Here is a 23429-nt window from a genome sequence, read left to right as displayed (position 1 = left end):
TAAATATCTCCAAATTTTCTTCAATGAAATCCGCTATCTTGAGAAAAGATTTAGATTAAAAACGCAGCTTTTTTATAAACGCAGACTGTTTATTTTTCTTTTAGTGCCCCTGTTTATTACCAATGCCACCGAAAATAACAAATCCAGTTGCATGGCAGCAGGCTGAAATCCTCATGCAACCTGCTTTCATTCGCGTTATCGATAATATCCGCAAGTCCCTTGATGAATCTTCTTGGACGGGAACTTACCATGATGTCCTGATTTGGCCGCCTAGCACCACTGATGAAATCAAAGCATTGGTGACTGAGTTGTTGCAAGCAATGGAAACTGCAACGCCTCAAGAAGCCGATGAAATTAGAGAGACTCTTACTCGTTTGCCGATGCCCCATCCAGGATATCATCTACGTTTGCAGCGTCAACAGCAAGAAGCGAGTATCGATTTGTGGGAATTGTGTTATGAAGTGTGTTTTATTGAATACAGCCCACAGAAAGAAGCTGCTGAGATTGATACTAGTTTAATTGATGAACTGGGTGAAGTGGATTGGCTGCGTTTGGATGCTAAAGCAAAGGATTTAGTTGAACAGGCGTTTGCTAAATTGCCAGAAAGTTGAAGAAGAATTCAGGAGTCAGAATTCAGAATTCAGAATTCTGTTCGATAAAATTAGTAAAGGCACGGTATAACCGTGCCCTAATTCGCAAAAAGTATTATTTTGAAAGGTTTTTGCTTTACGTTAAATTTAATACTGGCGTAAAATTGCAGACAATGAACTATTTTTACGAAGATCCATTAAGTCTGCTAAAGAATCTGTGCGCGTATCCAAGTGGTGCTTGTGTTCTGCTGGCAGAACCGTCACCAAATGTTTTGCTTTAGGTTGCATCTGCATCAGCGGCATCAGTTGTGGCTGTGGCACAAAAATTGGTTGGTTCTTGGGAAGGCGTGGTTCCAATCTTTGGTACTGGCTTTGTGCCAAGCGTGCCTGATGGCGGTTAACCTGTTTTTGGACTTTTTGCGGTTGCGTTTTCCGGTTAAGCATTTTGAAAACGAGCAAAGAACCACCACCACAACTGAGGACGATCGCAGCTACCATCCATAAAGGTGTAGGGTTACTATTCTCAGAGGGCACACTGATTGGTTCTTCAACAATAACTGGGATTGTTTCTGGTTCTTCTTGTGCTACCTGTCCAGCATTACCTAAGCTGTACAGGGCAAAGGCACCACCTCCTAAAAACATGGCTAAACACCCAGTTAACAATAGCCAAGGATGATGTGTTACCAGATATATCAGAACATTCGAGCTTTGTTTTAATCTCGATTTCCTGTTTGTCAGCTCTGGAGTAGCCCTTCTGAGTCGGGTTGGCTCGCGCTGTACACTCTGACTTTTTTCCATGATTACTTTCAGATTTGTACCCCTCTAGTCAATAAATTGTACTGGAGGAGTCAAGCATCAGGTATCCGTAACAAAATTTCCGATCCCAGTAGCTTTTTTGTAAAACAGATGCTACCAAATCCGGCTAAGTTTTGTCAAAATTGTGTCTTTATTGTGACTTCTTGCCGTAATGCTCTGAAATCAGTTTGCTTATTTTTTCTGTCAGCTAGGAGAATACCTTTCAAGAGCAAGTTGAATTAACCGATCAACTAATTCTGGAAAGGAAACTCCACTATGGGCCCAGAGTAGGGGATACATACTCGTCGCCGTAAACCCTGGCAACGTATTGATTTCGTTAATCAAAACCTCTTGTGTAGCTTCTACATAGAAGAAATCTACCCTTGCCAATCCCGCAGCATCAACAGCCGCAAAGGCTTCCAAAGCCATGTCCTGAATTTGACGAGCGATCGCATCTGGAATCGGTGCTGGAATCAGTAAATCTGCCCGACCTTCTGTATATTTAGTTTCATAATCATAAAAATCGCTATCATAACTAATCTCTCCAACGATAGAGGCTTGGGGTTGATCGTTGCCTAAAACAGCACACTCAACTTCCCTGGCGACGACACCAGCTTCTACCACCAGTCTTCGGTCATAACTGGCGGCATTATCTAAGGCGGCTTCTAATTCTTGGCGCGATCGCACTTTGGCAATACCCACTGATGAACCCAAATTAGCAGGTTTGACAAAAGCAGGATAACCTAATGCTGCCTCAATGTCATCACACAATTTCGGAAACACACAAGGATTAGACCAAACTTGCGCTCTAGTTATCGCTTTATATTTTACCTGTGCAAGTCCCGCTTGCTCAAAAGCCATTTTCATCGCAATTTTATCCATCCCCATCGCCGAACCTAACACCCCAGAACCAACAAAGGGGACTTGCATCAAAGTTAATAACCCTTGAATTGTCCCGTCTTCACCGTTGGGGCCGTGGAGAACGGGAAACCAAATATCCACTTGGGCAACTTGAGAGGGAGATTCCCATTTACTCAGGGTTTGGGCTTGAGGGTTGGATGTCAGATTTCCCTCAGCAGTTGGTTGTTCAGCTTCTAGAAGCGGATTGCCTGTTTCTAAAACCTTTTGGGGTGCTTCTCCCGCTAGCCAGCGTCCATCTTTTTGGATGTAAAAAGGAAGTACTTCGTACTTACTAGCATTTTCCTCTGCACTTAGGGCTTTAGCGATCGCCCGTGCTGATTTGATTGAAACTTCATGTTCTCCCGAACGACCGCCAAACAGTAACCCCACGCGCAGCTTAGTCATTTTCGGTTCCTCCACACTCCTCAAGCAGATAGCGTATCACAACCTACAAAAATTGCCATATTTTTCTATATTATTTTTTGCCTGTTGAAACCCTACTTAGAAAAACTCTCTTATTTGATGAGTTAGTCAGCGATCGCCCATCTGACATAAGGGCGGGAAGCCACTACACTTTTGTAAGTGATTAGGCGAGCGGGTGCATCAATTTTTCGTAAATCTACACGGAAATAAGCTTTTTTATTTTTAAATTCTACATTGTAGAAAGTATATTCTTGCCCACGAGTTTGACCTACACAAGAAGCATAATTACTGCGTAAAGGTGAAACAAATTCCACAAACTGCTTATTATTAGATGAAACTAAGTTAGTTTCATCTGCAAACTCTCTAGTATCTGCCACTACCGTATGTTCAGCACCGCCTTCATAAGGTAGAACAAACCACCACAGTCCAATTGTTGGAGGACATGTACCACTGCTACGTTGTACATTAAGTGTTACATGAGGTGCAGAAATCGCCCCTGGCTCTGACTGTTGCTGTGCTTGCGCTGTAGCTGCTATGGTTCCTGCCAAAACTAGGGGGCATAAAATAGTACCGAAAGTTGACAATTTCACCAAATTTTTCATAACTTGAATTTTTTCAAATTTCAGTTATCCAAATAACATCGACTTTCATAAATTTGTAAAAGTGCCATCTTATTTAAAACAATCGTGTTGTCAGCTACAGTAATATTCCAGGAAAATGGGCAACAATATTGATCAATAACTAGAAATGCAGCCCTACCTGTAAAAGATGCTGCCGTTTCATGAAACCCAGAATTATTGTTTGCGGCTTAGGACGTACCGGATATAAAACCTTTCGTTTGCTGAGACATCAGGGGGCCTTCGTTGTTGGCATTCATCACCAATCTATCCCTGGCGAAACGGCAGGAGATGTGATTGTTGGCGATTTACAAGCAGCTTCTACCCTAACAGCAGCAGGAATTCAACAGGCACACACTTTAGTCATTGCTGGATCTAAAGATGCTCTGAATTTGTCTATTATGATGCAAGCGCGGGTGCTAAATCCCCAGATTCGGATTATCAACCGTTTTTATAATACAAATTTGGGCGAACGCCTAGATCAAAGTTTGCCAGACCATTTGAGTATGAGTGTTGTGGGATTAGCAGCACCCGTATTCACCTTTGCAGCGATGGGAAACCGAGCGATCGGACAAATTAAATTATTTCAGCAAACTTGGCCCATTCATGAAGAATACATTGATGAAAACCACTTCTGGAGAGGTTTAAAGCTGAGTGAATTGTGGGAAGACCGATCGCGGATGCTGATTTATTACTTGCCAGTAGAAGGTGAGATGGATTTGGTGTCAGGTGTCATATCTGGACAAGAGATCCAAGTAGGCGATCGCTTAATTATTGGTACACAACCCCGCATCCGTTCTCCCCGAAGATCGTTGATTAAAAAACTGCTGAAAGCCTTGACTAATTTTAAGCAGTTTCAGCAACATGGGCGATCGGTATTGGTGGGTGCTGTTGTGTTACTTGCAGTTATTGCGATCGCTACACTCACCTATATGTCGGCTGAGTTGAGTTTATCTCCTGTCGATGCTCTATATTTTTCTGTAGGCATGATTACGGGAGCGGGTGGCAATGACAAAGTAGTAGAAAATGCTCCTAACAGTATTAAGTTATTTACTGTTGTGATGATGTTGGTTGGAGCGGTGGTGATTGGTATTTGGTATGCAATGCTCACCGATTTTGTCTTAGGAAGCCGCTTTAAGCAATTTTGGGATGCAGCCAGAATACCCCAGCGATATCACTACATTGTCTGTGGCTTGAGTGGTATTGGGGTGAGAATTGTCCAGCAACTCCACGCCAGCGGACATGAAGTTGTAGTAGTTGAACCCGACTCCAATAACAAATATATCAACACCGCCCGCGAACTAGGTATCCCCGTGATTCAGGGTGATGCCAGTTTCCGCACAATACTTAAATCCAGCAATATAGACTCTGCCGCCGCCGTACTTGCTGTTACTAACAATGATGCCACCAATCTGGAAATTGCCCTCAAAGCCAAAGGCTTGACACCCAGTATTCCGGTGATTGTTCATTATGCCGATCCCGATTTTGCTGGCATAGCTCAACAGCTATTTGGCTTCGAGGCTGTACTGAGTCCGGCTGAACTAGCAGCCCCAGCTTTTGCTGCTGCTGCACTAGGGGGACGCATTCTTGGCAATGGCATCACAGCCGATAGTCTTTGGGTAGCTTTTGCAACTGTGATTACACCTTTACACGCCTTTTGTGGTCAATGGGTGAAAGATGTAGCCATGTCTGCTGACTGTGTACCTTTGTACGTAGAAACGAATCACCAAACCCTTCACGGGTGGGATTTATTAGAGACAAACCTCAGTGCTGGCGACGTTTTATATATGACTATGCCAGCGACACGGCTATATCAATTGTGGCGAGACGAGCAAGTTTGCGAAACACACGCTTAAATAATTCGTAATTCGTAATTCGTAATTAATATACTACTTTCCACTCCAATACTGTTCGGTTAAGGCAAGAGACGCGATGAATCGCCGTCTCTACAAAAGACTGGTTATTGTAGAGACGGCGATTTATCGCGTCTTTATGATGATTTATCGCGTCTTTGTGATCTAAAATTTTCATCAAAAAACCTTAACCAAACCGTATTTTCCCTACTTTTTACTCCCATTTATTTGTTAACTACTCGTTCTTGATATTCCTGCTCAGTAATCATATCAAGAGTGCTTTCTAGACGATCAACAAATACGATACCGTCGAGGTGATCGTACTCGTGTTGAAAAATCCGAGCAATAAAATCGGTTAATTCTTGCTTTTGTAAGTTGCCTTGACAGTCAGTGTATTCCACTTCAATAGATTTATAGCGAGGAACTAACCCTCTAATTCCGGGAACACTTAAACAACCTTCCCAATCTTTGACAACTTCAGTTGAATGAGCAATGATTTTGGGATTAATCATAGCAGTTGGTTCCATTTCCGACGCGTTGGGATACCTGGCATTAGGACGGGAAGCCACAATAAATAAACGATAAGATTGTGCCACTTGAGGCGCAGCAATTCCCACGCCGTTAGCCTTGGCAACAGTGGCAATTAAGTCTTCAATTAATTTCTGGATATGCTTATCTTGAATATTTTCAACCCAAACAGCTTTTTGACGCAATGTTGGATTGCCTAATTGAATGATTGGTGCTAATTCAGTCATGATAAAACTATTTTGGGGAATGGGGAATGGGGAATTGGGCATTGACTAATGACCAATGACTAATGACAAACTTTATCCTTCACGTCTTGCGGGTAAAGCAGCAGGTTGAACTGCTATTTGGACAATTTGCCCATTGCGTTCCACCTGTATTGGTAACTTAGTACCGATTTTGCTATTTTCTACCAGCTTTTGTACTTCTTCAATTTTAGTAACAGGCTGGCTGTTAATGCTTTTAATCACATCACCGACTCGTAGTCCAGCCACAGCTGCTGGCGATCGCGGCACAATCTCAACCAGCAAAACACCCTCATCTGCTGTAAGATTTAAGCGATCGCCTGCTTTATCTCTTATTTTTTCTTTAATTTCTGGTGTCAGTGTCACCATCTGAACACCCAAATAAGGATGATCGACTTTGCCTGTAGCAATTAATTCCTGGGCAATTTTTTGTGCAGTGTTAATGGGGATAGCAAATCCCAAGCCTTGAGCGCCTCGGATAATAGCTGTGTTCATTGCTATTACCTGTCCACGAGCATTAAGCAATGGCCCACCAGAATTACCAGGGTTAATCGCAGCATCGGTTTGGATGTAATCAACCCGCTTGTCACTAGCACCGATATCTCTACCAGAACGACCTGTAGCACTAATAATCCCAGAAGTGACGGTGTTATTCAAGCCTAGAGGGTTGCCAATAGCGATTACTGCTTCTCCTGGTTGTAAAGCATCAGAGTTACCTACAGATAAGGTTGGCAGATTATTAGCATCAATTTTGATCACAGCAACATCCGTTACTGGATCTTCACCTAGTACTTTACCGTCAAAAGTCCGGCCATCTTTGAGTATGACAGTCACTCTATCAGCACCATCTACCACATGGGAATTAGTCAAAATTTGACCTGAAGAATTAATAATAAATCCAGAGCCACTACCGCGCTCTACCCGTTGTCTAGGTTGTGGTGCTGCGTCTCCAAAAAACCGCCGGAAAAATGGATCGTTAAATTCGTCTGGTACGCGAGAAGTAATTGTTCGAGAAGAATCAATGCGAACTACCGCAGGCCCCACATTTTGTACTACTTTTACCACAAAATTAGGATCTCCAGACGACGAGAAAATCGGCGGGGGGACAATTCCCTGATTGGGTTCTATTGTTTCTTGGGGTTGAGTGTCACTTTGTCGATTCTCAAAGGTCTTAGCTGGTAAAAGAGAGCAGCTTCCCAAGAACACCATTGCTACCCCATATAAGAGCATCCACCACCTCTGGGGCAAACCCCTGGTATCAGTTTTTTTGGGTGCTAAGTCATGGTTTGTTGTCTTCATGTATCGTTGCTTCTCCGTGTCAGTCGGTGAGTGTTAGGATCTTGCCTACTGGGTATGTCCCAAAATGATTACAACTTAAAAGCTTATTCTAGGTCTAGCGTGTCTGGATGCTAAATTGATGCTTTATCTTCTATTGTGACGATTAGCAGCAAAGGTGGTGGATAATGGAAATTCCCATAGAAATTCTGTGGAGTCAGGTACTAGAGCGCCTACAGGTTGAACTATCCCGACCTACCTTTGAAACTTGGATAAAAACTGCTAGTGCGGAGCGATTAGAAAATAATTGCTTAGTAATCCGCACTCCTAACCCTTTTGCTCGTAATTGGTTACAGAAGTATTACATCAATACCATTGCTCATGCAGTACAAGATATTCTCGGTCATCCCGTAGGAATTTACATTACTGTTGCTCAAGGTGATGAAGTTTCTCATTTTAGTGAACGGGAAGTTTCTTGGGAATCAACAAATCCTAGCAGTATTCCTGAAGCTGTTTCTCATCACAATCATAAAACAACTGAATTAAATTCTAAATATGTCTTTTCACGATTTGTAGTTGGTGCCAACAATCGGATGGCTCATGCTGCTTCTTTGGCAGTTGCAGAATCTCCCGGCAAAGAGTTTAATCCTTTATTTTTATGCGGTGGGGTCGGTTTAGGTAAAACTCATCTGATGCAAGCTATTGGTCATTATCGCTGGAAAATTTCTCCTGATTGTAAAATATTTTATGTTTCTACTGAACAATTTACTAATGATTTAATTACAGCGATTCGTAAAGATAGTATGCAAAGTTTTCGAGAACATTATCGAGCTGCTGATGTTTTATTAGTTGATGATATTCAGTTTCTTGAAGGTAAGGAATACACTCAAGAAGAATTTTTTTATACTTTTAATACTTTACATGAAGCTGGTAAACAAGTTGTGATTGCTTCCGATCGTCCTCCTAACCAGATTCCTAGCTTACAAGAACGTCTTTGTTCTCGGTTTTCTATGGGGTTAATCGCAGATATCCAAAAGCCGGATTTAGAAACTAGGATGGCAATTTTGCAAAAAAAAGCCGAGGATGAAAATATTCGTCTTCCCCGCGATGTGATTGAGTATATTGCTTCTAACTATACTTCTAATATTCGAGAATTAGAAGGAGCTTTAATTCGGGCGGTGGCTTATATTTCTATTTGGGGCTTACCAATGACGGTGGAAAATATCACACCTGTTTTAGAACCGCCTAACGAAAAAATGGCAGCTACCCCAGAAGCAATTTTAAAGGTTGTAGCGGATAATTTTGATGTTTCAATAGACGATCTCAAAGGTAACTCACGACGAAGAGAGATTAGCTGGGCGCGTCAAATAGGAATGTATCTCATGCGTCAACACACATCTCTGAGTTTGCCGCGAATTGGCGAGGAGTTTGGTGGTAAAGACCATACAACGGTAATCTATAGTTGCGATAAAATTACCCAACTCCACCAGAGCGATCGCACTTTAGCACAAACTCTCCGCCAACTGAGCGATCGCATCAACATGACTAGCCGTTCTCAAAAATCATAGGGAAAATATGCTAATGGGGCGCTTGTCGCCTCGTCAGCGCTGCGCGAACAGTCCTGAGAGGGAAGCGACACGGACGATAAGAGGCTCGGATGATTTATCCCGTGGTGGTAAACCTCGCGCAATAGAAGCTTTAAGATGATGACTGCGATTACCACTTTAAAAATGGTCTCTAAATATATTTTCAATAATGATAAAACTTACGCAAAAGTATACGCGTTAAGGGCAATTCATGAATTGCCCCCACCTGAAAATAAGGGTTTCGTCCATTGTTTACGTAAGTCCTGAATGAAATCGGAGTTTTATATGTCGAGTAAAAAGAAAGAACCAATTGGATGTGGATGCTCAAATATTCCGATTTCTATAATCTTAATTATCTTAGGAGGTAGTTATTGGTGGTTTAGCCAAAAAGGATATCCAGAAATTAGTAAGTTTTTAGATAATAGCAAAAATATAGACATACATATTCCTAAGCCTACTAAAACTAGTTCTTCAACTATTAATGCAACTCCTTCTATAACCCCAGTGCCCTCTTTAGCAAGCACTCCAACCTTTACTGATAATCCGAAAATAAGCCCAGATAAAAAAATACTATTGCTTCAAACAGCTTGGGAGAAGAAAGTAATTAGAGGGATTTATTTAACTCGCTACCAAATTACCAATAATGCTAACGAACAAACGATTCGTGAAAGAGTTCGTTACTATCGCTCTCAAGGAATCAATACAATTATTCATGGTGTTTGGGGTAATGGTTGTACTATGTACAATAGCGAAGTTATGCAGCAAACTTTCGGGTATAAAAGTTGTCCAAATCAGTTTCAGGAACAATGGTTAAATTGGTTGATTGATGAAGCACATAAGCAAGGAATGCAAGTTCATGCTTACTTTGAGAAGGGAATTAAAATAGATAAGAATAGTCCAATTTATGATTTGGCAATTGCCCGGAAATGGATTGTTCCAGGAGTGGATAAAACCTACTCTGGAATTGATCATTATGTACTTGATGTACAAATTCCTGAAGTTGCTAATCTTTTTCAAAATATCTTAGTAGAGTTTGTCAAAAAATATCCTGATATTGATGCAGTTCAATGGGATGATTATCTGGGTTATTATGCTGAATTATCTGGAAAATTTGACCGTACTGCAAATTTAACTAAATTTGTGCAACAAATGGTAACTTCTATGAAAAAAGCTAATCCATCAGTGAGTTTTGATATTTGCCATCATAACCCCTATTGGGCTAAAAAATATTTTGCTGCTGACTGGGAAAAATGGGGTGCGGATCGTATATTTATTCAAGCTTATAATGATAGTAATTTTGTTGAAGAGTTAAATTATGCTCAAAAATATGCTGGAGTTGCGATTACAGATCGGCAACTAGGTCGTTTAAAAGAATTAGTTGATAACCCAAAAATTAAAAGTATCTTAGTTTTTCCATTTTCAGGAAACCCAGAAAAAACAGCTTCTAGCTTAAAAAACTCACTATGATGTGGGAGCGAATATTCTGAGTGGGGAAACAAAAGATAATGAAAAAACTATGATTTAATCAAGTTTTAAACAGCGCAAAAGAGTAAGTAAGTTGGCACAATAAAATCAAACTATGTAAATAAAACTGAACTAGGATAAAACCCTTATACCTATTGACTGTTGCCTATTGCCTTATCCCAACGACAATTATTTACGCCCACTTACTTAGTAAATCTGGTTTATTAAAAGAAGAATCAACCCAACTCAAGTCAAAATAATTCAAAATATTCTCTTTGCTCCCAATTAGTCACCTGCTTTAAATACTCTTCTGGTGGCTGATCGGCGACGGACTGCAAAAAGCGATTAATTTCACTCTCCTTCATCTTAATAATGAAGTTTATGAACTGCTGCCCCATTTTTTGAGCAAAAAGTTCGCTCTGGCTCAAATATGAAATCGCCTCTGGCAAACTTTTGGGTAAGATCGGATTTTCTGTAATATAAGGTTCCTCTGTTGGGGAGCCAGGATCAAGTTTACAATCTACACCATCTAACCCAGAAATCAATTGCGATGCCATATAGAGATAGGGATTGGCTGCTGGTTCTCCAACTCGGTTTTCAATGTGGGTACTGGGGTCATCAAAACCGCCTTGTAATCTAATCATTGCCCCTCGGTTTTCCAATCCCCACCCTGCACGATCAGGGGCTAGAGAATAAGGTCTAAATCTTTTGTAGCCGTTAATTGTTGGGGTTGTAAACACAGAAGCAGCATTGGCGTGTTTCAGAAGACCACCAACGAAGTGTTTAGCTAAATCTGACATGAGGGTTTGGGAGTTTGCAGACATGAAAGCGTTCTCGCCTGTGGTTCGGTCTACAAGGGATTGGTGCAAATGCCAGCCATTAGAAGAAGAACCTTGCAATCCTGGACGACACATAAATGATGCGATGTAACCTTGTTGACGGCAGATTTGCTTGGTCGCCATTCGGAATATCATCATTGTGTCGGCAGCTTGCAATGCAGGAATCGGTTCAAAAGTAAATTCAAATTGACCAACACCCCCTTCGTTTTCTACACTCCTTAAAGGCAATTTCATTTCAACTAAATTCTCTGCCAGAAGGCGCAGCAAATCTTGAATCTCTGGATTGTGAGATTCTAAAAGGTATTGGAAGCTATGGTCTACGGCGCTAACTTTAGCAGGTTCACCGGGTTTTCCAGAACTACCAACATTAGCGATCGCTAACATCGGATCTTCCAACTTTGCTAGATACCACTCAACTTCTAAGCCGACAATATGCTCCAATCCTCTTTGATGTAACTCCACCAATGATTGGCGCAAAATACTGCGACTGGAAAAGGGCATTGGCTGACCATTTTGAAAGTACTCATCACAGAGAATAAAGCCAGTACGTTTTGCCCAAGGCACAATTTTGAAGGTATCAGGGTCAGGAACAGCCACAAGATTTGGCGCACCTGTCATCAAAGGCATATCTAAACTACCGCCAGGGACAAACGGGTTAAATACTATTGCACCACCAGTATCAAATAGGAATGTCCCTGTGCTGATTTGCATACCGTTTTCCAGGGCGCTGAAAAAAGCTTGGGGTAAGAGCGACTTACTGCGAACAATTCCATGCTGATCTGACCAAGCGGTACGAATCAACAATAAATCCTGTTCTTTAACAATAGCCTTGATTTTTTCAGATGCTTCTTTTTGGATTTCTGTCCACAGGTGATGATGCTCAATAAATCCAGGTCTTTTCATTGGGACGGTCTACTACTATTTCTAAGATACAAGGTTGGGTGCAGCGATCGCGTAACCCAACATAAAATTTGGTGGTAATGTTGGGTTGCGTTTCACTCCACCCAACCTACATAAATATATCTTTTAAAAAGCTTTTGGTTTCAACATAGATGAGGTTTATTTCATATTTCCTATTGCCTTATCCCAACGACAATTATTTACGCCTACTTACTTAGTTTGAGCAAGCGATCGCTCGCTGCTTGTAATGTCTCAGGTGTTTTGCTAAAGCAGAATCTGATCAATGAATGACCTTTTTCTGGTTGGCTGAAAAAGCTGGAACCAGGAACTACGGCAACACCAATATTTTTAATTAGATGGTAAGTGAATTCAATATCTGTTTTGTAGCCAAATTTAGAAATATCTGCAAGAACATAATAGGCTCCTTGGGGAAGGAAGTAAGGAATACCAACTCCATCGAGTATCTGTAAGATGGAGTCTCGCTTCTGGTGATAAAGTTTGCCTAGTTCTTCATAATAGGATGGTGGTAGTTGCATCGCGGTAACTCCGGCTCGTTGCAATGGTGCGGGAGCGCCAACGGTAAGAAAATCATGGACTTTGCGAATGGCTCCCGTTAATGCAGGGTTTGCCAAAATGTAACCAACTCGCCATCCGGTGACACTATAAGTTTTGGATAGACCGTTAATGGTAATGGTGCGTTCTTCCATACCGGGAAGGGTCGCTAGGGCAATATGTTGAGTGCCATCATAGAGAATATGTTCGTAGATTTCATCTGTGAAGGCTAACACATCCCATTTTTGACAAAGTTCAGCAATTAGGGTTAGTTCTTCACGGGTGAAGACTTTGCCGGTGGGATTATGGGGTGTGTTGATAATAATAGCTTTGGTATTAGCATTGAAAGCTTGACGCAACTGTGCTTCATCAAATGTCCAATGGGGAGGATGCAGTGTTACGTACCGTGGTGTGGCACCAGCTAAAATGGCATCGGGGCCGTAGTTTTCGTAATATGGCTCAAATACAATTACTTCGTCACCAGGATCGACTGTCGCCAGCATTACAGATGCCATTGCTTCTGTGGAACCGCAGGTGACGGTGATTTGGGTTTCAGGGTCGATATCTAAGCCGAGATACCAACGAACTTTGCTAGCGATCGCATGACGAAATGCGCGATCGCCCCAAGTAATGGCATACTGGTTGACATCTGCCTCTATGGCATCATTTGCTGCCTGTTTCAACTCCAAGGGACATGGAAAATCAGGGAACCCCTGAGCCAGATTCACTGCACTATATTGCAGTGCCACCCGTGTCATTTCCCGAATTACCGACTCTCTAAACTGGTCTGCCTTCGCTGATATTTTTTTACGCCCAATCTCACTCACTCCCATACCTCCGTTGATCTCGATTGCGGTTATGTAGGAATTTTTCCAAATCCTATAAAACCCATAATACCGATAGCTTTATCGTAGTATACTCAAATTCGAGATTCAGAGGGAATGCAACCTTATAATCTATATACTTAATTATTGATATTAATAGTCAATTACTGAAGTACTGATCCAGAATCATCATGAAATCTTTGCACCGTCCCGATCTCTATAGCTGGTCTAATTTCAATCCGGCAAGAAATATTGATTTCAATGGGATTGCCTGGATTCGCCCAGATGGAAACATCTTGATTGACCCAGTAGCCTTATCAAACCATGATTGGAATCATTTGAAATCTCTCGGTGGTGTAGTTTGGATTGTGCTGACGAATTCCGAGCATGTCAGGGCAAGTAAAGATATTGCCGATCAAACACACGCTAAGATAGCTGGCCCAGTGGCAGAAAAAGACACTTTTCCCATACCTTGCGATCGCTGGTTATCTGATGGTGAAGAGTTTGTACCTGGGTTAAAAGTAATTGAACTCCAAGGCTCGAAAACTCCCGGTGAATTGGCTCTGTTACTGGAAGAGACAACTTTGATTACAGGGGATTTAGTCAGGGCACGTAAAGCAGGTAGCTTAACTATATTGCCAGATGACAAGCTACTGAATCGAGAGGAGGCTGTTGCTTCGGTTCGCAGGTTAGCAGAACTGAGTCGAGTTGAAGCAGTGCTGGTGGGGGATGGTTGGCCCGTCTTCCGCGATGGACGCGATCGCTTACAGGAACTTGTAGCCACGCTGTAAATAGGTGGGGGTAGGAGGAAGTTTTTAGTTGGGGATTCTGGAGCTACTGAACTACCGTAAGAAAGCGGGAAGCTGACGCAACAGTTGGGGTCTTAAACTCTCTCTAAAAGTTGGGCTTTACCCTTTTCCCTTTCCCTCTATTTTCAATTATTAGGAGCAAAGCGCGAGTCTCCTGTGGAAAGGCTGCGCGATCGCGTGCAAAATATTTACAGTGTTGCCGCCTAAAATTATGGATAATTCCCCAGTGGTCGCTCAAGCAGATGCATCCTTACCAAATTACACTCAGGAAAATATACATCTAGTGGAGTCAGCAGTTATAAAAGAAAAGATCGGAACTGATTTTGACTCTCGCATGATGCTGCGGTGTTTGGAACTTGCTCGCCGCGCTTTAGGACGGACTTCCCCAAATCCTTTAGTGGGAGCGGTGATTGTCAAGGATGGCGAGATTGTCGGCGAAGGGTTTCATCCGCGTGCAGGTGAGCCTCATGCAGAAGTGTTTGCTTTGCAAGCAGCAGGCGATCGCGCTCGTGGTGCAACAATCTATGTGTCACTTGAACCTTGCAATCATTACGGACGGACTCCCCCTTGTTCGGAAGGATTAATCCAAGCTGGAGTAGCAAAAGTGGTAGTAGGTATGGTTGATCCCAATCCACTGGTAGCTGGAGGTGGTATTGCCCGTTTACGTGCGGCGGGGATCGAAGTGTTGGTAGGAGTAGAAGAATCAGCTTGTCATCAGCTCAATGAAGCTTTTGTGCATCGCATTCTCTACAAACGACCTTTGGGAATTTTAAAATATGCCATGACTTTAGATGGCAAAATTGCTACTACCTCTGGTCATAGCGCCTGGGTGACAAGCCAAGAAGCCCGCAATGAAGTACATCAACTGCGGGCGGCTTGCGATGCCATAATTGTCGGCGGTAATACAGTCCGACAAGATAATCCTTATTTAACTAGCCATCATGCTGAGGCACATAATCCCCTGCGGGTGGTGATGAGTCGTCATCTCAACTTACCGGAAAGTGCCCACCTGTGGCAAACTGCGGATGCTCCAACTTTGGTGTTGACTCAAAAGGGTGCTAACCCCGATTTCCAAGAACTGTTGCTCAAACAGGGGGTGGAAATCGTGGAATTAACATCACTTACACCAGATAATGCAATGGCGTACTTATATGAACGGGGTTTTTGTAGCGTCTTGTGGGAATGTGGCGGTACCTTAGCTGCTAGTGCGATCGCTCAAGGAGCAGTGCAAAAAGTTTTGGCATTTATTGCCCCAAAAATTATTGGTGGTAGCATTGCTCCCACACCAGTGGGCGATTTAGGTTTTACTACCATGACTGAGGCATTGTCTCTAGAACGTGTTCGTTGGCGTGTAGTCGGCTCTGACTGCTTAGTGGAAGGTTATTTTCCCCAAAAAGCCAATAGTCAATAGTAATAACACTTGACTATCAATCAATTCATCGTGATTTTGCTATCATGAACACTGGCGTTCATGGGCAATATCACGTATAAGGGCTAGCCGAGATTGAATGTAGTGGCAGAGATAATCAGTTTCGTTAGGATCTAACAAAACTTGTGTTTCGGTTTGTTTCACTAACCACTGCACCAAGCTAGCATCATCCAGTTGTAAGAGGAGCTTGGCTTGCGCGGTTTCCACCACTGACCAAAGCTGACGCATGATTGTAGGAGTCATCAGACCTCGATTGAATAATGAGCTATTAGCTGTCTTTAGATTACACAATTCCGATCGCAATTTACGACATGAATGTAGAAGCTGAGACAAGTATTATTAAAAACTTAATAATGGTATTTATAACTTTATGAAGATTAAGAATTTGAAACTCAGGTTGAAAATGGGAATTGGGAATTGGCAATTGGGAAAACAGATTTTTATGGGTTTAGTTGCAAAACCTAGAAGACAAATACATTAATTCTAAAAACTGGGTTTTTGTGTTTGCGAAGACCGAAATTATGTAGATTTTAGTCCAGTAAAGACAGTTTTTCAAATACTATATTGAATCCTGAATCTGTCTTCTAAGATACAAAAATTTAAGTTTTGAGAAAAACGTTTTCTAGAGAGTTAACATCTTTTAGCTGTCGATGGACTCACAAAATCATGTAAATTTTCATCCCAAATGCTAATGTAAATAAAATTACATTCTTGGCGGATAATCTGGCCCTTGACTGAGCCATTCTGAAAACGGAAATTATCAGACTGACCCTGTTGTACCTGTTTAAGTCCCTGCTTAATTTCTTCAGTTGCTTGCCCATCTAACAATCCATTCAAGGTAGTTTGCATCACCTGCGGGTCTACCGATTGGGCAAAAGATACCTCTGTTTGACGCAGCACTTGAGAATTACGATCGAATAAGTAGCCAAGATCAATTTTGTTTGGTACTAGTTTGTAAACAACAGCACGCGTCTTACCCCATGCACCTCTTAAATCTTGATTTGGTTTGCCGAGGGTAGCTTCTACGGCGCTTCTAGATGTACCTGTAGGAAATGCGGGAACGCTTTGACTGCTGGTAGTTACAGCTACTTTACTAGGTGGCCGTTCGTTTTTCTGTGGTGTAGAAGGTGCTTCTGGTGTGGGAACTGCAATATTCTCTGGTTCTAGCTGTGGTGTAGAAGACACTTCTGGCGCTGGAGTATCTGAAATTACAGGCTCTTTTTCTGGCTGTGGCGTGGATACAACTGGGGGATTAAAGGTTGGTAAAGGATTGGGAATTACTCGCTTTCGTGGTTGTGAGGCTGGTACAACTGGGACTGGAGAAGTTTGGGAAGAAAAAGGCGATTCTGTAGATGCAGGAGTAGGCAAAGATTCTAGCGATGGGGTGCTACTTGTAACAATGGTTGTTTCTGGTTGTTGCTGACGAATGATGTTAGGAATCACTACTGCACCAATCAAGCCGCCTATCAGCAAACTACCAATAATTACGGCAGGTTTTTGCCAGTTTCCAGGAGTGGAATTCCCTATCACAGTTGGTTTTTGTGGGGAATATAATGGCTGGGTTTGTCGAGTCGATGACGCAGGGGGATAAAAATTAACTGTAGTAGTATTTGCAGCTAACTCAGGAGGGATATTACTAGCAGACTGCAAAGCGTGTAACATCTTACTAGCAGTGCTGTAGCGATCGCCAGCATGAGGCTTAATTGCCTGATTGAGTACCGCCGCCAATTGAGAAGAGACGTTAGGGGCGTGTTCCTGCCAAAGTATTTCGCCAGTTTTGAGATCGGTTTGCAATTCTTGCGGGTGTTTGCCAGTCAGCAGATAAATCGCCGTTAAACCTAAGCTGTAGATATCAGTGGCGTAAACTGGGCGGCCAACGGCTTGTTCGCTAGGCATATATCCAGGCGTACCAATAACGAGCGATCGCGTGGGGTATGCTGAAGAGTTGACCACAGAACGGATTGTTTCTTTGACTGCACCAAAATCAATCAAAACTGGCTTGTTATCAACAGAACGGAGAATAATGTTTTCAGGTTTAATATCCCGATGAATAATGCCTTTACTGTGGACATAATTTAACACTGAAAGCAGACTCAAGAGAATTTGCCGAACAGCAGCTTCACTCTCAAATCCTTTGGCTTCGACAATTTTCGTCAGAGTTTGGCCGTGAATCCATTCTTGGACAAGGTAAAATTGCCCGTTCTCAGAAAAGTAGGCGTAGAGTTTAGGAATTTGGTTACTACTTTCACCCAAATATTCCAAGGTTGCGGCTTCCCGTTCAAACCGTTGTTGGATCAGTTGGTAATTTTGCGGATCATTATTAGTTATCGGTTTGAGTTGCTTAATCACACAACGACGGCGAGAAGGCATGTGAACATCTTCTGCCAGAAAGGTTTCGCCAAAACCCCCAGCACCGATTACCTGGATAACTTGATAGCGATTGTTTAGCAGGGTTATTGTCATGAAAAATTATAAGCGTAGACACCCAGCGCGGAGCCGGAGACTTCCTATCTTCTCCAGGCTTGTCTCAGACATCGCCCTTTCCAAATGTACATCAGATAAGTAAAGCGAGGGCGAAAGATATCTGGTCAAAAGAGGCAGGAAGTAGGGAGCAGGGGGAAAGATTGAGACGGAGCTTGTACTTTGCTCCAGTTCAAGCGTCCTGGAAGAACGGGGCTTCTTTATCGGGTTTTGGGAAAAGGTTAAAGGGGAAGGGTTAAAGGCTTTTCTTTGCCTTTACCCCTTCCCCTTATTCTTTTTTACCAGATATCTAATGTAAGCCGACGCATTATCAATGCAGGGTATTGCCAAATTTTATTTGCGATGAATGAATCGGTGTTGCTGATTAAATATATGAATTTTGGTATAAAGACGTTGCATTGCAACTTCTTTACAAGGGTTTTGAAATTACGTAAAATCATTTTCATACCTGAATTCAGCAACGCCAATCAATCAAATGCTGCATTAGTTAAACTCTATAGTCTCAACAAACTCTAAAATACTCTCCTTAATGTCTTCAGCTTCTTCTTCAAGGGAATCGGGAGTTTCGCCGTCAAGAAAGCTGTGCTGACTACTAACTATATACAAAAATTCACCACTGATAAAGGTGAGCAGACCCCGGTACGCATCTAATCTGATCGCAGTTCCATTATTTTCTTGCTTAGAAATTGTCGAACCTTTGGGCATATCAATTAACACATAGTAAGCACCTCGCAAAGTATCTTCCAGATATTCGGTGTACTCCACAGAAGCATCTGGTACATTGGCAAAAATCGCTTGGGGTACATACTTATCTACTAAAATTGTTTGTAAATATTCTTCTTGTCCAACAGACTCCAGTTCCTCTAACTGTTCTAGAGGGAAAGGATAATAATCGATTCTCAATAAAGTACCGATGTCATCAGAAAAGCCAACTACTCCTTCCTGGCTTTGAATTCTACCGCCCTGCTGGGGATCAACCGGAATTGGCACGGTAAAATTGCCTAAAGGGGATTGATATGTCTGTTCGCTAAAATCTTCTATGACTACTGTCTCATCATCATCGTCGTCGTCTGCATATTCTTCTTCTGCTTCTTTAAAGGCTGCAATTACCTCCTTAATAATTTCCTCTGCTTCTTCATCTTCCAGGTCTAAGGCTGCTTGGAGCTTTTTGAGGTAGGCTTGTTTTGGTTTGGCGATCGCAAGTTCATCGTCTAAAAGCACTATTACCCCAGCGGCAAAACCATCCAGCACTAATTCTTCTGATAGAGATACTTTGGCAGCATTAAACAGGGGGCCAATTCCCTCCTCTTCTGCAATGGCTAGGAGTCTATCAACTATTTCGGCGATTTCATCTTCTGAGTATTCCTCGAAAACCTCGAATTCCCAGAGGATACCCGCTAAACTTTCTGCATCTACATCTTCAATCATTGAATCAGCGATCGCAGTGACAGTTGCGATCGCCGCTACCGCTTCCTCTGGACTTAGTGATTCCTCTGATGTCTTTGGTGAGTTAAAAACCTTGTCATACTTGGACATAATTGCTACCTAAATTAATTCTTCAACAGTAAAAACAGATTGAAAGTGACAATGGTCAGTTTACCAATGGAGCGAATCTTCTAGAGAAAAAGTTGGCTAATGCTTGGTCTACTCAATATTGCTCAGGTGTAACAAAATCTTGTTGACAGCTAATCTCCAATAAATTGAGATGTTCTCAAATCTGTTGTCGAATATACACTTAAACACGAGTTAGGCTCAATTTTTACCAAAGGTCAACTTAATTAAATATTGTAAATTTTTGTTATTAAGCAATTATCGTTAATAAATGCTATATTCCTTGATTTTTAACCTCTAGCAGATGAATTATATCTATCGATAGAATTATAAACTAGCTAGCGATAGATACCTATACCGTGGGCAGGATGTCACAATACCGATGTTTGTAGCGACACACAATAGCCAAAGCGTTTGTACTGTTAGTTCTACAAATGTAAATTACATAAGATTTTGAGTTTTTTATGGTAAAAACCCCTCCATCTCAGTTTTCCCCAGATCAATACAAAGTTGATTCTGCACAAGAAAAAGTAGACGCTATTATAGAAACGCCACCATCAGAAACCGAGATTGACCTAGAGTTTCTTTACACCAGAGATATTGAATTTCGTCAGGAAACCATTTACTTTCTGGTGGTAGATCGCTTTTATGATGGCGATCCAGATAACAGCGAAGGTGAAAATTCAGAACTCTACGATCCCAATAGACAAGAATGGGGTAAGTACTGGGGTGGTGACTTGCAAGGTGTCATCGATAAGTTAGATTATCTCAAAAATATGGGAGTTACTGCCCTTTGGCTAACTCCATTATTCGAGCAAGTAGAAGAGTTATTTATTAGCAATGCGGCAATGCATGGCTATTGGACAAAAGACTTTAAGCGGATTAATCCTCGTTACATTGCTGCTGGAGAAAACCCTTCTTTAAACGCTACGCAAGAAGAAAAAAATACAACATTTGATCGGTTAGTTACAGAACTGCACAAGCGGAATATGAAGCTGGTGCTGGATATTGTCTGCAACCACAGCAGCCCTGATACCAGTGGTAGCAAAGGTGAATTGTATGATGATGGCGTTAAAATTGCTGACTTCAATGATGATGTCAATCATTGGTATCACCATTACGGTGAAGTGCAAAACTGGGAAGACGATTGGCAAGTACAGAATTGTGAACTAGCTGGTCTTGCAACCTTTAATGAAAATAATACAGAATATCGACAGTATATTAAGTCAGCAATTAAACAATGGCTAGACAGAGGTGTGGATGCACTGCGGGTTGATACTGTCAAGCACATGCCGATTTGGTTTTGGCAAGAATTTACTGGCGAGATGACCAATCACAAACCAGATGTATTTATTTTTGGTGAATGGATTTATAGTAATCCGAGTGACGATCGCTCGGTGGAATTTGTTAACCACTCAGGCATGACACTTCTAGACTTTGGGCTATGTGTGGCAATTCGAGCCGCACTGGGTCAAGGTTCAGAAATGGGATTCCAAACAATTCAATACATTTTTGACCAGGATTATCGCTATAACGGGGCAACAGAGTTAGTTACCTTCATCGATAACCATGATATGTGCCGCTTCCAATCGCTGAATCCCGATCCAGCGATGTTGAAGGTTGCGATCGCCTTAATTATGACATCTCGCGGTATTCCCTGTATATATTACGGCACAGAACAGTATTTACATAACGATACTGATGGCGGTAATGACCCATATAACCGCCCGATGATGGAAAATTGGGATACCGATAGTGAGGTTTATCGTTGCATTAGATTGCTATCTGGTTTACGGCGACTGAATCCTGCTATATCAATGGGTAGCCATTGGCAGAAATACTTGACCGCCGATGTTTACTGTTATGTCCGCCGCTATCGTGATTCTCTGTGTTTTGTAGCTTTAAACCGGGGAGGGGAAGTTACTCTCCCTGAAGTAGAAACAGAATTACCCGATGGTGAGCATACTTGCGTAGTGACTCGCAACAAGTATGAAGTAAAAGACGGTAAGATTTATGACTTAGTACTAGAAGAACGGGGAGTGCTTGTTTTCAGCCACGTTGGGGAACGGATCAAAGCACAAACAATTGTCCGCGTCCAACTCAATGGTGTGGATACCCAACCTGGTGAAATCATTGTGGTGACAGGAGATTGTCCAGAGTTGGGTAACTGGGATATCAGCAAAGCATATCCTTTGGAGTACATCAACTCAAATACTTGGTCTGCTGAGATTCCCTTTGATGAAAGTGCTGGTAAGCTGATTGCTTATAAATATGCCATGTGGCGGGAAGGGCGATCGCCTCTGCGGGAAAATTTGGTCAATCGTCGCTGGGTGATTGCCAAAGAAGGTACTGTTAAATGGCGTGATACTTGGGCATCGGGAAGAGAATCGTAGAAATTTCAAATCAACAATGAAGTGTGAAGGAGCAAAATTTTCATCCTTTACACTTCTTGAGCTTTATGGTTTAGTCTTTGGCGTTCTCAGAAAGTAGCTATAATCCGGTTCGGATAAGGATTCTTCACTTCCCTTGTGGTTTCAGAAAAGGGGAAGGGGTAAAGTTTGAATTACCCTTTCCCTCTTAACGAAACCGTATTGAGAGTAGCCGCTATAAGTTTATGTATGCAATGCTCTGATTTCTAAATGCTTTTTCAATATATTTTAGTTTGCAGTGATCTAGATCACACCATTTTGTGAGTAAGAATAGATAGTATCAAGCACATAAACACCTTAGAACTGTCAAAGGCAGGAGCTAAAAAGCTCTACCTCTTACAGGGTAAAAGAATAGATGATACCTGTATAAGTACTAAAATCACCAGTTTTTAATTCTTACCAAATCATCTAAAAAAATGAAAAAAAGGTAAATGGTGATGTTTGAACTCTTGCTAAAAAATCAATTAAGCGCTCCCAAAAAAGTAAAATTTAAAAATGAGATTTTGGCACGAGTTCAAGGACAAAACTCAGAAACTTCAAATGACGAAATTAAATTTTATAAAACTGAACTACTTCCCTATTTTATAAAATTGAGCCAACACAATCCTGTTTTCAGTGTTACGGAACAATTACGGCTTTTAGTGGGTGTTTGGACACCAATATGGTCTACCATATCATTTCATGAAAGTTTACCGAAAAGAATACAAGAACAGTCTTTTCAAATTTTTCAGCATGATGGTTACTGTGCCAGTGTCGCTCGCTATATAATGGGAAAAGAGCCGTATTTATCCCAGAGTTTTAACTCAATATTACCAGCTTATGATTTCATGGTAATCCAAAAATATGGAGTTCAAAATGGTAAATGGTATCTTCAAAACATTGATAGATTTCAGGCTTTTAAAAATAGAGAAATTCCTCTAACTTTAGAATCAGTCTACACCTGGTTTACTAATGTACTTAACACTAAAGTCAAACTGAATGCGTCAAAATTGGCTTTACCAAAAGCTCTCGAATTAGAAAATATAGAGACAAATCATACAAATTATTTAAAAAAAACATCCTTAGCACCTTCTCAAGTGTTTCAGCATTTATATATAGATAATGACTGGCGACTTGTAAAAACTCAAACAGATGCCTCACATTTACCCAGTTATACAATTTCTGTAAAGAGGCAATAAGAGGTTATTGATAAAGTAAATATTAAGTAGTGGCGTGTCCAGGCTAAAACAGTGCATTAAACGTAGCGACTGTCTTAAAAGTCAAGCGATCGTGAACAAAAAACCGGGACTGTGAACATTGACGCAACAGGGGAACGCTGCGCTAGATTCGGTGGTGGCTGGTA

At 41.7% G+C, this 23429-nt stretch carries 18 protein-coding genes; 8 read left to right on the top strand and 10 right to left on the bottom strand.

Going from position 1 to position 23429, the window contains the following annotated elements; translation table 11 throughout:
• Positions 1-122: 122 nt before the first annotated feature.
• On the top strand, positions 123-611 hold the full coding sequence (locus H6G86_RS27705; protein ID WP_190937005.1) for a hypothetical protein: 489 nt from the start codon (positions 123-125) through the stop codon (positions 609-611).
• 126 nt (positions 612-737) lie between these two features.
• Here H6G86_RS27705 and H6G86_RS27700 read toward each other — a convergent pair whose 3' ends face one another.
• From H6G86_RS27700 to H6G86_RS27690, 3 genes are all read right to left on the bottom strand, one after another.
• Positions 738-1388, bottom strand: coding sequence for a hypothetical protein (locus H6G86_RS27700; RefSeq protein ID WP_041565806.1), 651 nt, complete (start codon positions 1386-1388; stop codon positions 738-740).
• 201 nt (positions 1389-1589) lie between these two features.
• On the bottom strand, positions 1590-2690 hold the full coding sequence (locus H6G86_RS27695; RefSeq protein ID WP_190937004.1) for a D-alanine--D-alanine ligase family protein: 1101 nt from the start codon (positions 2688-2690) through the stop codon (positions 1590-1592).
• A 122-nt stretch (positions 2691-2812) separates the two neighbouring features.
• Complete coding sequence (locus tag H6G86_RS27690; RefSeq protein WP_190937003.1) at positions 2813-3310, bottom strand: hypothetical protein; 498 nt, start codon at positions 3308-3310, stop codon at positions 2813-2815.
• 179 nt (positions 3311-3489) lie between these two features.
• Between H6G86_RS27690 and H6G86_RS27685 the strand changes: the two genes are divergently transcribed.
• Positions 3490-5181: an NAD-binding protein gene (locus H6G86_RS27685; protein ID WP_190937002.1), complete on the top strand. Its 1692-nt coding sequence runs from the start codon at positions 3490-3492 to the stop codon at positions 5179-5181.
• A gap of 221 nt (positions 5182-5402) precedes the next feature.
• Here H6G86_RS27685 and def read toward each other — a convergent pair whose 3' ends face one another.
• Together def and H6G86_RS27675 are read right to left on the bottom strand one after the other, a co-directional pair.
• Entirely contained in the window at positions 5403-5933 is a 531-nt protein-coding gene (def, locus tag H6G86_RS27680) for a peptide deformylase (RefSeq protein ID WP_190937001.1), read from the bottom strand.
• A gap of 72 nt (positions 5934-6005) precedes the next feature.
• Entirely contained in the window at positions 6006-7247 is a 1242-nt protein-coding gene (locus H6G86_RS27675; RefSeq protein WP_190937000.1) for an HhoA/HhoB/HtrA family serine endopeptidase, read from the bottom strand.
• Between the two features lie 164 nt (positions 7248-7411).
• Here H6G86_RS27675 and dnaA point away from each other — a divergent pair, with 164 nt between their 5' ends.
• Together dnaA and H6G86_RS27665 are read left to right on the top strand one after the other, a co-directional pair.
• Positions 7412-8791, top strand: coding sequence for a chromosomal replication initiator protein DnaA (dnaA, locus tag H6G86_RS27670; protein ID WP_190936999.1), 1380 nt, complete (start codon positions 7412-7414; stop codon positions 8789-8791).
• Between the two features lie 303 nt (positions 8792-9094).
• Complete coding sequence (locus H6G86_RS27665; RefSeq protein ID WP_190936998.1) at positions 9095-10276, top strand: family 10 glycosylhydrolase; 1182 nt, start codon at positions 9095-9097, stop codon at positions 10274-10276.
• 248 nt (positions 10277-10524) lie between these two features.
• Here H6G86_RS27665 and H6G86_RS27660 read toward each other — a convergent pair whose 3' ends face one another.
• Both H6G86_RS27660 and H6G86_RS27655 read right to left on the bottom strand, forming a co-directional pair.
• On the bottom strand, positions 10525-12015 hold the full coding sequence (locus H6G86_RS27660; protein ID WP_190936997.1) for a glutamine synthetase family protein: 1491 nt from the start codon (positions 12013-12015) through the stop codon (positions 10525-10527).
• Positions 12016-12218: 203 nt separating this feature from the next.
• Positions 12219-13397 (bottom strand): pyridoxal phosphate-dependent aminotransferase, encoded by a 1179-nt coding sequence (locus tag H6G86_RS27655; RefSeq protein ID WP_190936996.1) that lies wholly within the window; start codon positions 13395-13397, stop codon positions 12219-12221.
• A gap of 182 nt (positions 13398-13579) precedes the next feature.
• Between H6G86_RS27655 and H6G86_RS27650 the strand changes: the two genes are divergently transcribed.
• Both H6G86_RS27650 and ribD read left to right on the top strand, forming a co-directional pair.
• Complete coding sequence (locus H6G86_RS27650) at positions 13580-14179, top strand: MBL fold metallo-hydrolase (protein ID WP_190936995.1); 600 nt, start codon at positions 13580-13582, stop codon at positions 14177-14179.
• 229 nt (positions 14180-14408) lie between these two features.
• Positions 14409-15608: a bifunctional diaminohydroxyphosphoribosylaminopyrimidine deaminase/5-amino-6-(5-phosphoribosylamino)uracil reductase RibD gene (ribD, locus tag H6G86_RS27645; RefSeq protein WP_190937026.1), complete on the top strand. Its 1200-nt coding sequence runs from the start codon at positions 14409-14411 to the stop codon at positions 15606-15608.
• A gap of 42 nt (positions 15609-15650) precedes the next feature.
• On the opposite strand, the gene H6G86_RS27640 is transcribed toward ribD, so the two are convergent.
• The 3 genes from H6G86_RS27640 to H6G86_RS27630 form a co-directional block, all read right to left on the bottom strand.
• On the bottom strand, positions 15651-15869 hold the full coding sequence (locus H6G86_RS27640) for a hypothetical protein (protein WP_114080301.1): 219 nt from the start codon (positions 15867-15869) through the stop codon (positions 15651-15653).
• 387 nt (positions 15870-16256) lie between these two features.
• On the bottom strand, positions 16257-18089 hold the full coding sequence (locus H6G86_RS27635) for a serine/threonine-protein kinase (protein ID WP_190936994.1): 1833 nt from the start codon (positions 18087-18089) through the stop codon (positions 16257-16259).
• A gap of 501 nt (positions 18090-18590) precedes the next feature.
• Positions 18591-19643 (bottom strand): tellurite resistance TerB family protein, encoded by a 1053-nt coding sequence (locus H6G86_RS27630; protein ID WP_190936993.1) that lies wholly within the window; start codon positions 19641-19643, stop codon positions 18591-18593.
• Positions 19644-20122: 479 nt separating this feature from the next.
• Here H6G86_RS27630 and H6G86_RS27625 point away from each other — a divergent pair, with 479 nt between their 5' ends.
• Both H6G86_RS27625 and H6G86_RS27620 read left to right on the top strand, forming a co-directional pair.
• A complete protein-coding gene (locus tag H6G86_RS27625; RefSeq protein WP_190936992.1) occupies positions 20123-22051 on the top strand; it encodes an alpha-amylase family glycosyl hydrolase in 1929 nt (642 codons plus the stop codon).
• A gap of 473 nt (positions 22052-22524) precedes the next feature.
• Positions 22525-23265, top strand: a complete 741-nt coding sequence (locus tag H6G86_RS27620; RefSeq protein WP_190936991.1) for a hypothetical protein — start codon at positions 22525-22527, stop codon at positions 23263-23265.
• Positions 23266-23429: the final 164 nt, after the last annotated feature.

Origin of the sequence: Nostoc sp. FACHB-133 (assembly GCF_014698055.1) — a bacterium.
Classification (GTDB): Bacteria; Cyanobacteriota; Cyanobacteriia; order Cyanobacteriales; family Nostocaceae; genus Nostoc.
The sequence above is the reverse complement of the archived record's forward strand: the minus strand, read 5'-3'. Positions and strand labels throughout refer to the sequence as shown.

Bases quoted from the DNA above. Each gene is read 5' to 3' on its own strand.
- H6G86_RS27705 (WP_190937005.1), top strand. From the start codon at position 123: ATGCCACCGAAAATAACAAATCCAGTTGCATGGCAGCAGGCTGAAATC.
- H6G86_RS27700 (WP_041565806.1), bottom strand. From the start codon at position 1,388: ATGGAAAAAAGTCAGAGTGTACAGCGCGAGCCAACCCGACTCAGAAGG.
- H6G86_RS27695 (WP_190937004.1), bottom strand. From the start codon at position 2,690: ATGACTAAGCTGCGCGTGGGGTTACTGTTTGGCGGTCGTTCGGGAGAA.
- H6G86_RS27690 (WP_190937003.1), bottom strand. From the start codon at position 3,310: ATGAAAAATTTGGTGAAATTGTCAACTTTCGGTACTATTTTATGCCCC.
- H6G86_RS27685 (WP_190937002.1), top strand. From the start codon at position 3,490: ATGAAACCCAGAATTATTGTTTGCGGCTTAGGACGTACCGGATATAAA.
- def (WP_190937001.1), bottom strand. From the start codon at position 5,933: ATGACTGAATTAGCACCAATCATTCAATTAGGCAATCCAACATTGCGT.
- H6G86_RS27675 (WP_190937000.1), bottom strand. From the start codon at position 7,247: ATGAAGACAACAAACCATGACTTAGCACCCAAAAAAACTGATACCAGG.
- dnaA (WP_190936999.1), top strand. From the start codon at position 7,412: ATGGAAATTCCCATAGAAATTCTGTGGAGTCAGGTACTAGAGCGCCTA.
- H6G86_RS27665 (WP_190936998.1), top strand. From the start codon at position 9,095: ATGTCGAGTAAAAAGAAAGAACCAATTGGATGTGGATGCTCAAATATT.
- H6G86_RS27660 (WP_190936997.1), bottom strand. From the start codon at position 12,015: ATGAAAAGACCTGGATTTATTGAGCATCATCACCTGTGGACAGAAATC.
- H6G86_RS27655 (WP_190936996.1), bottom strand. From the start codon at position 13,397: ATGGGAGTGAGTGAGATTGGGCGTAAAAAAATATCAGCGAAGGCAGAC.
- H6G86_RS27650 (WP_190936995.1), top strand. From the start codon at position 13,580: ATGAAATCTTTGCACCGTCCCGATCTCTATAGCTGGTCTAATTTCAAT.
- ribD (WP_190937026.1), top strand. From the start codon at position 14,409: ATGGATAATTCCCCAGTGGTCGCTCAAGCAGATGCATCCTTACCAAAT.
- H6G86_RS27640 (WP_114080301.1), bottom strand. From the start codon at position 15,869: ATGACTCCTACAATCATGCGTCAGCTTTGGTCAGTGGTGGAAACCGCG.
- H6G86_RS27635 (WP_190936994.1), bottom strand. From the start codon at position 18,089: ATGACAATAACCCTGCTAAACAATCGCTATCAAGTTATCCAGGTAATC.
- H6G86_RS27630 (WP_190936993.1), bottom strand. From the start codon at position 19,643: ATGTCCAAGTATGACAAGGTTTTTAACTCACCAAAGACATCAGAGGAA.
- H6G86_RS27625 (WP_190936992.1), top strand. From the start codon at position 20,123: ATGGTAAAAACCCCTCCATCTCAGTTTTCCCCAGATCAATACAAAGTT.
- H6G86_RS27620 (WP_190936991.1), top strand. From the start codon at position 22,525: ATGTTTGAACTCTTGCTAAAAAATCAATTAAGCGCTCCCAAAAAAGTA.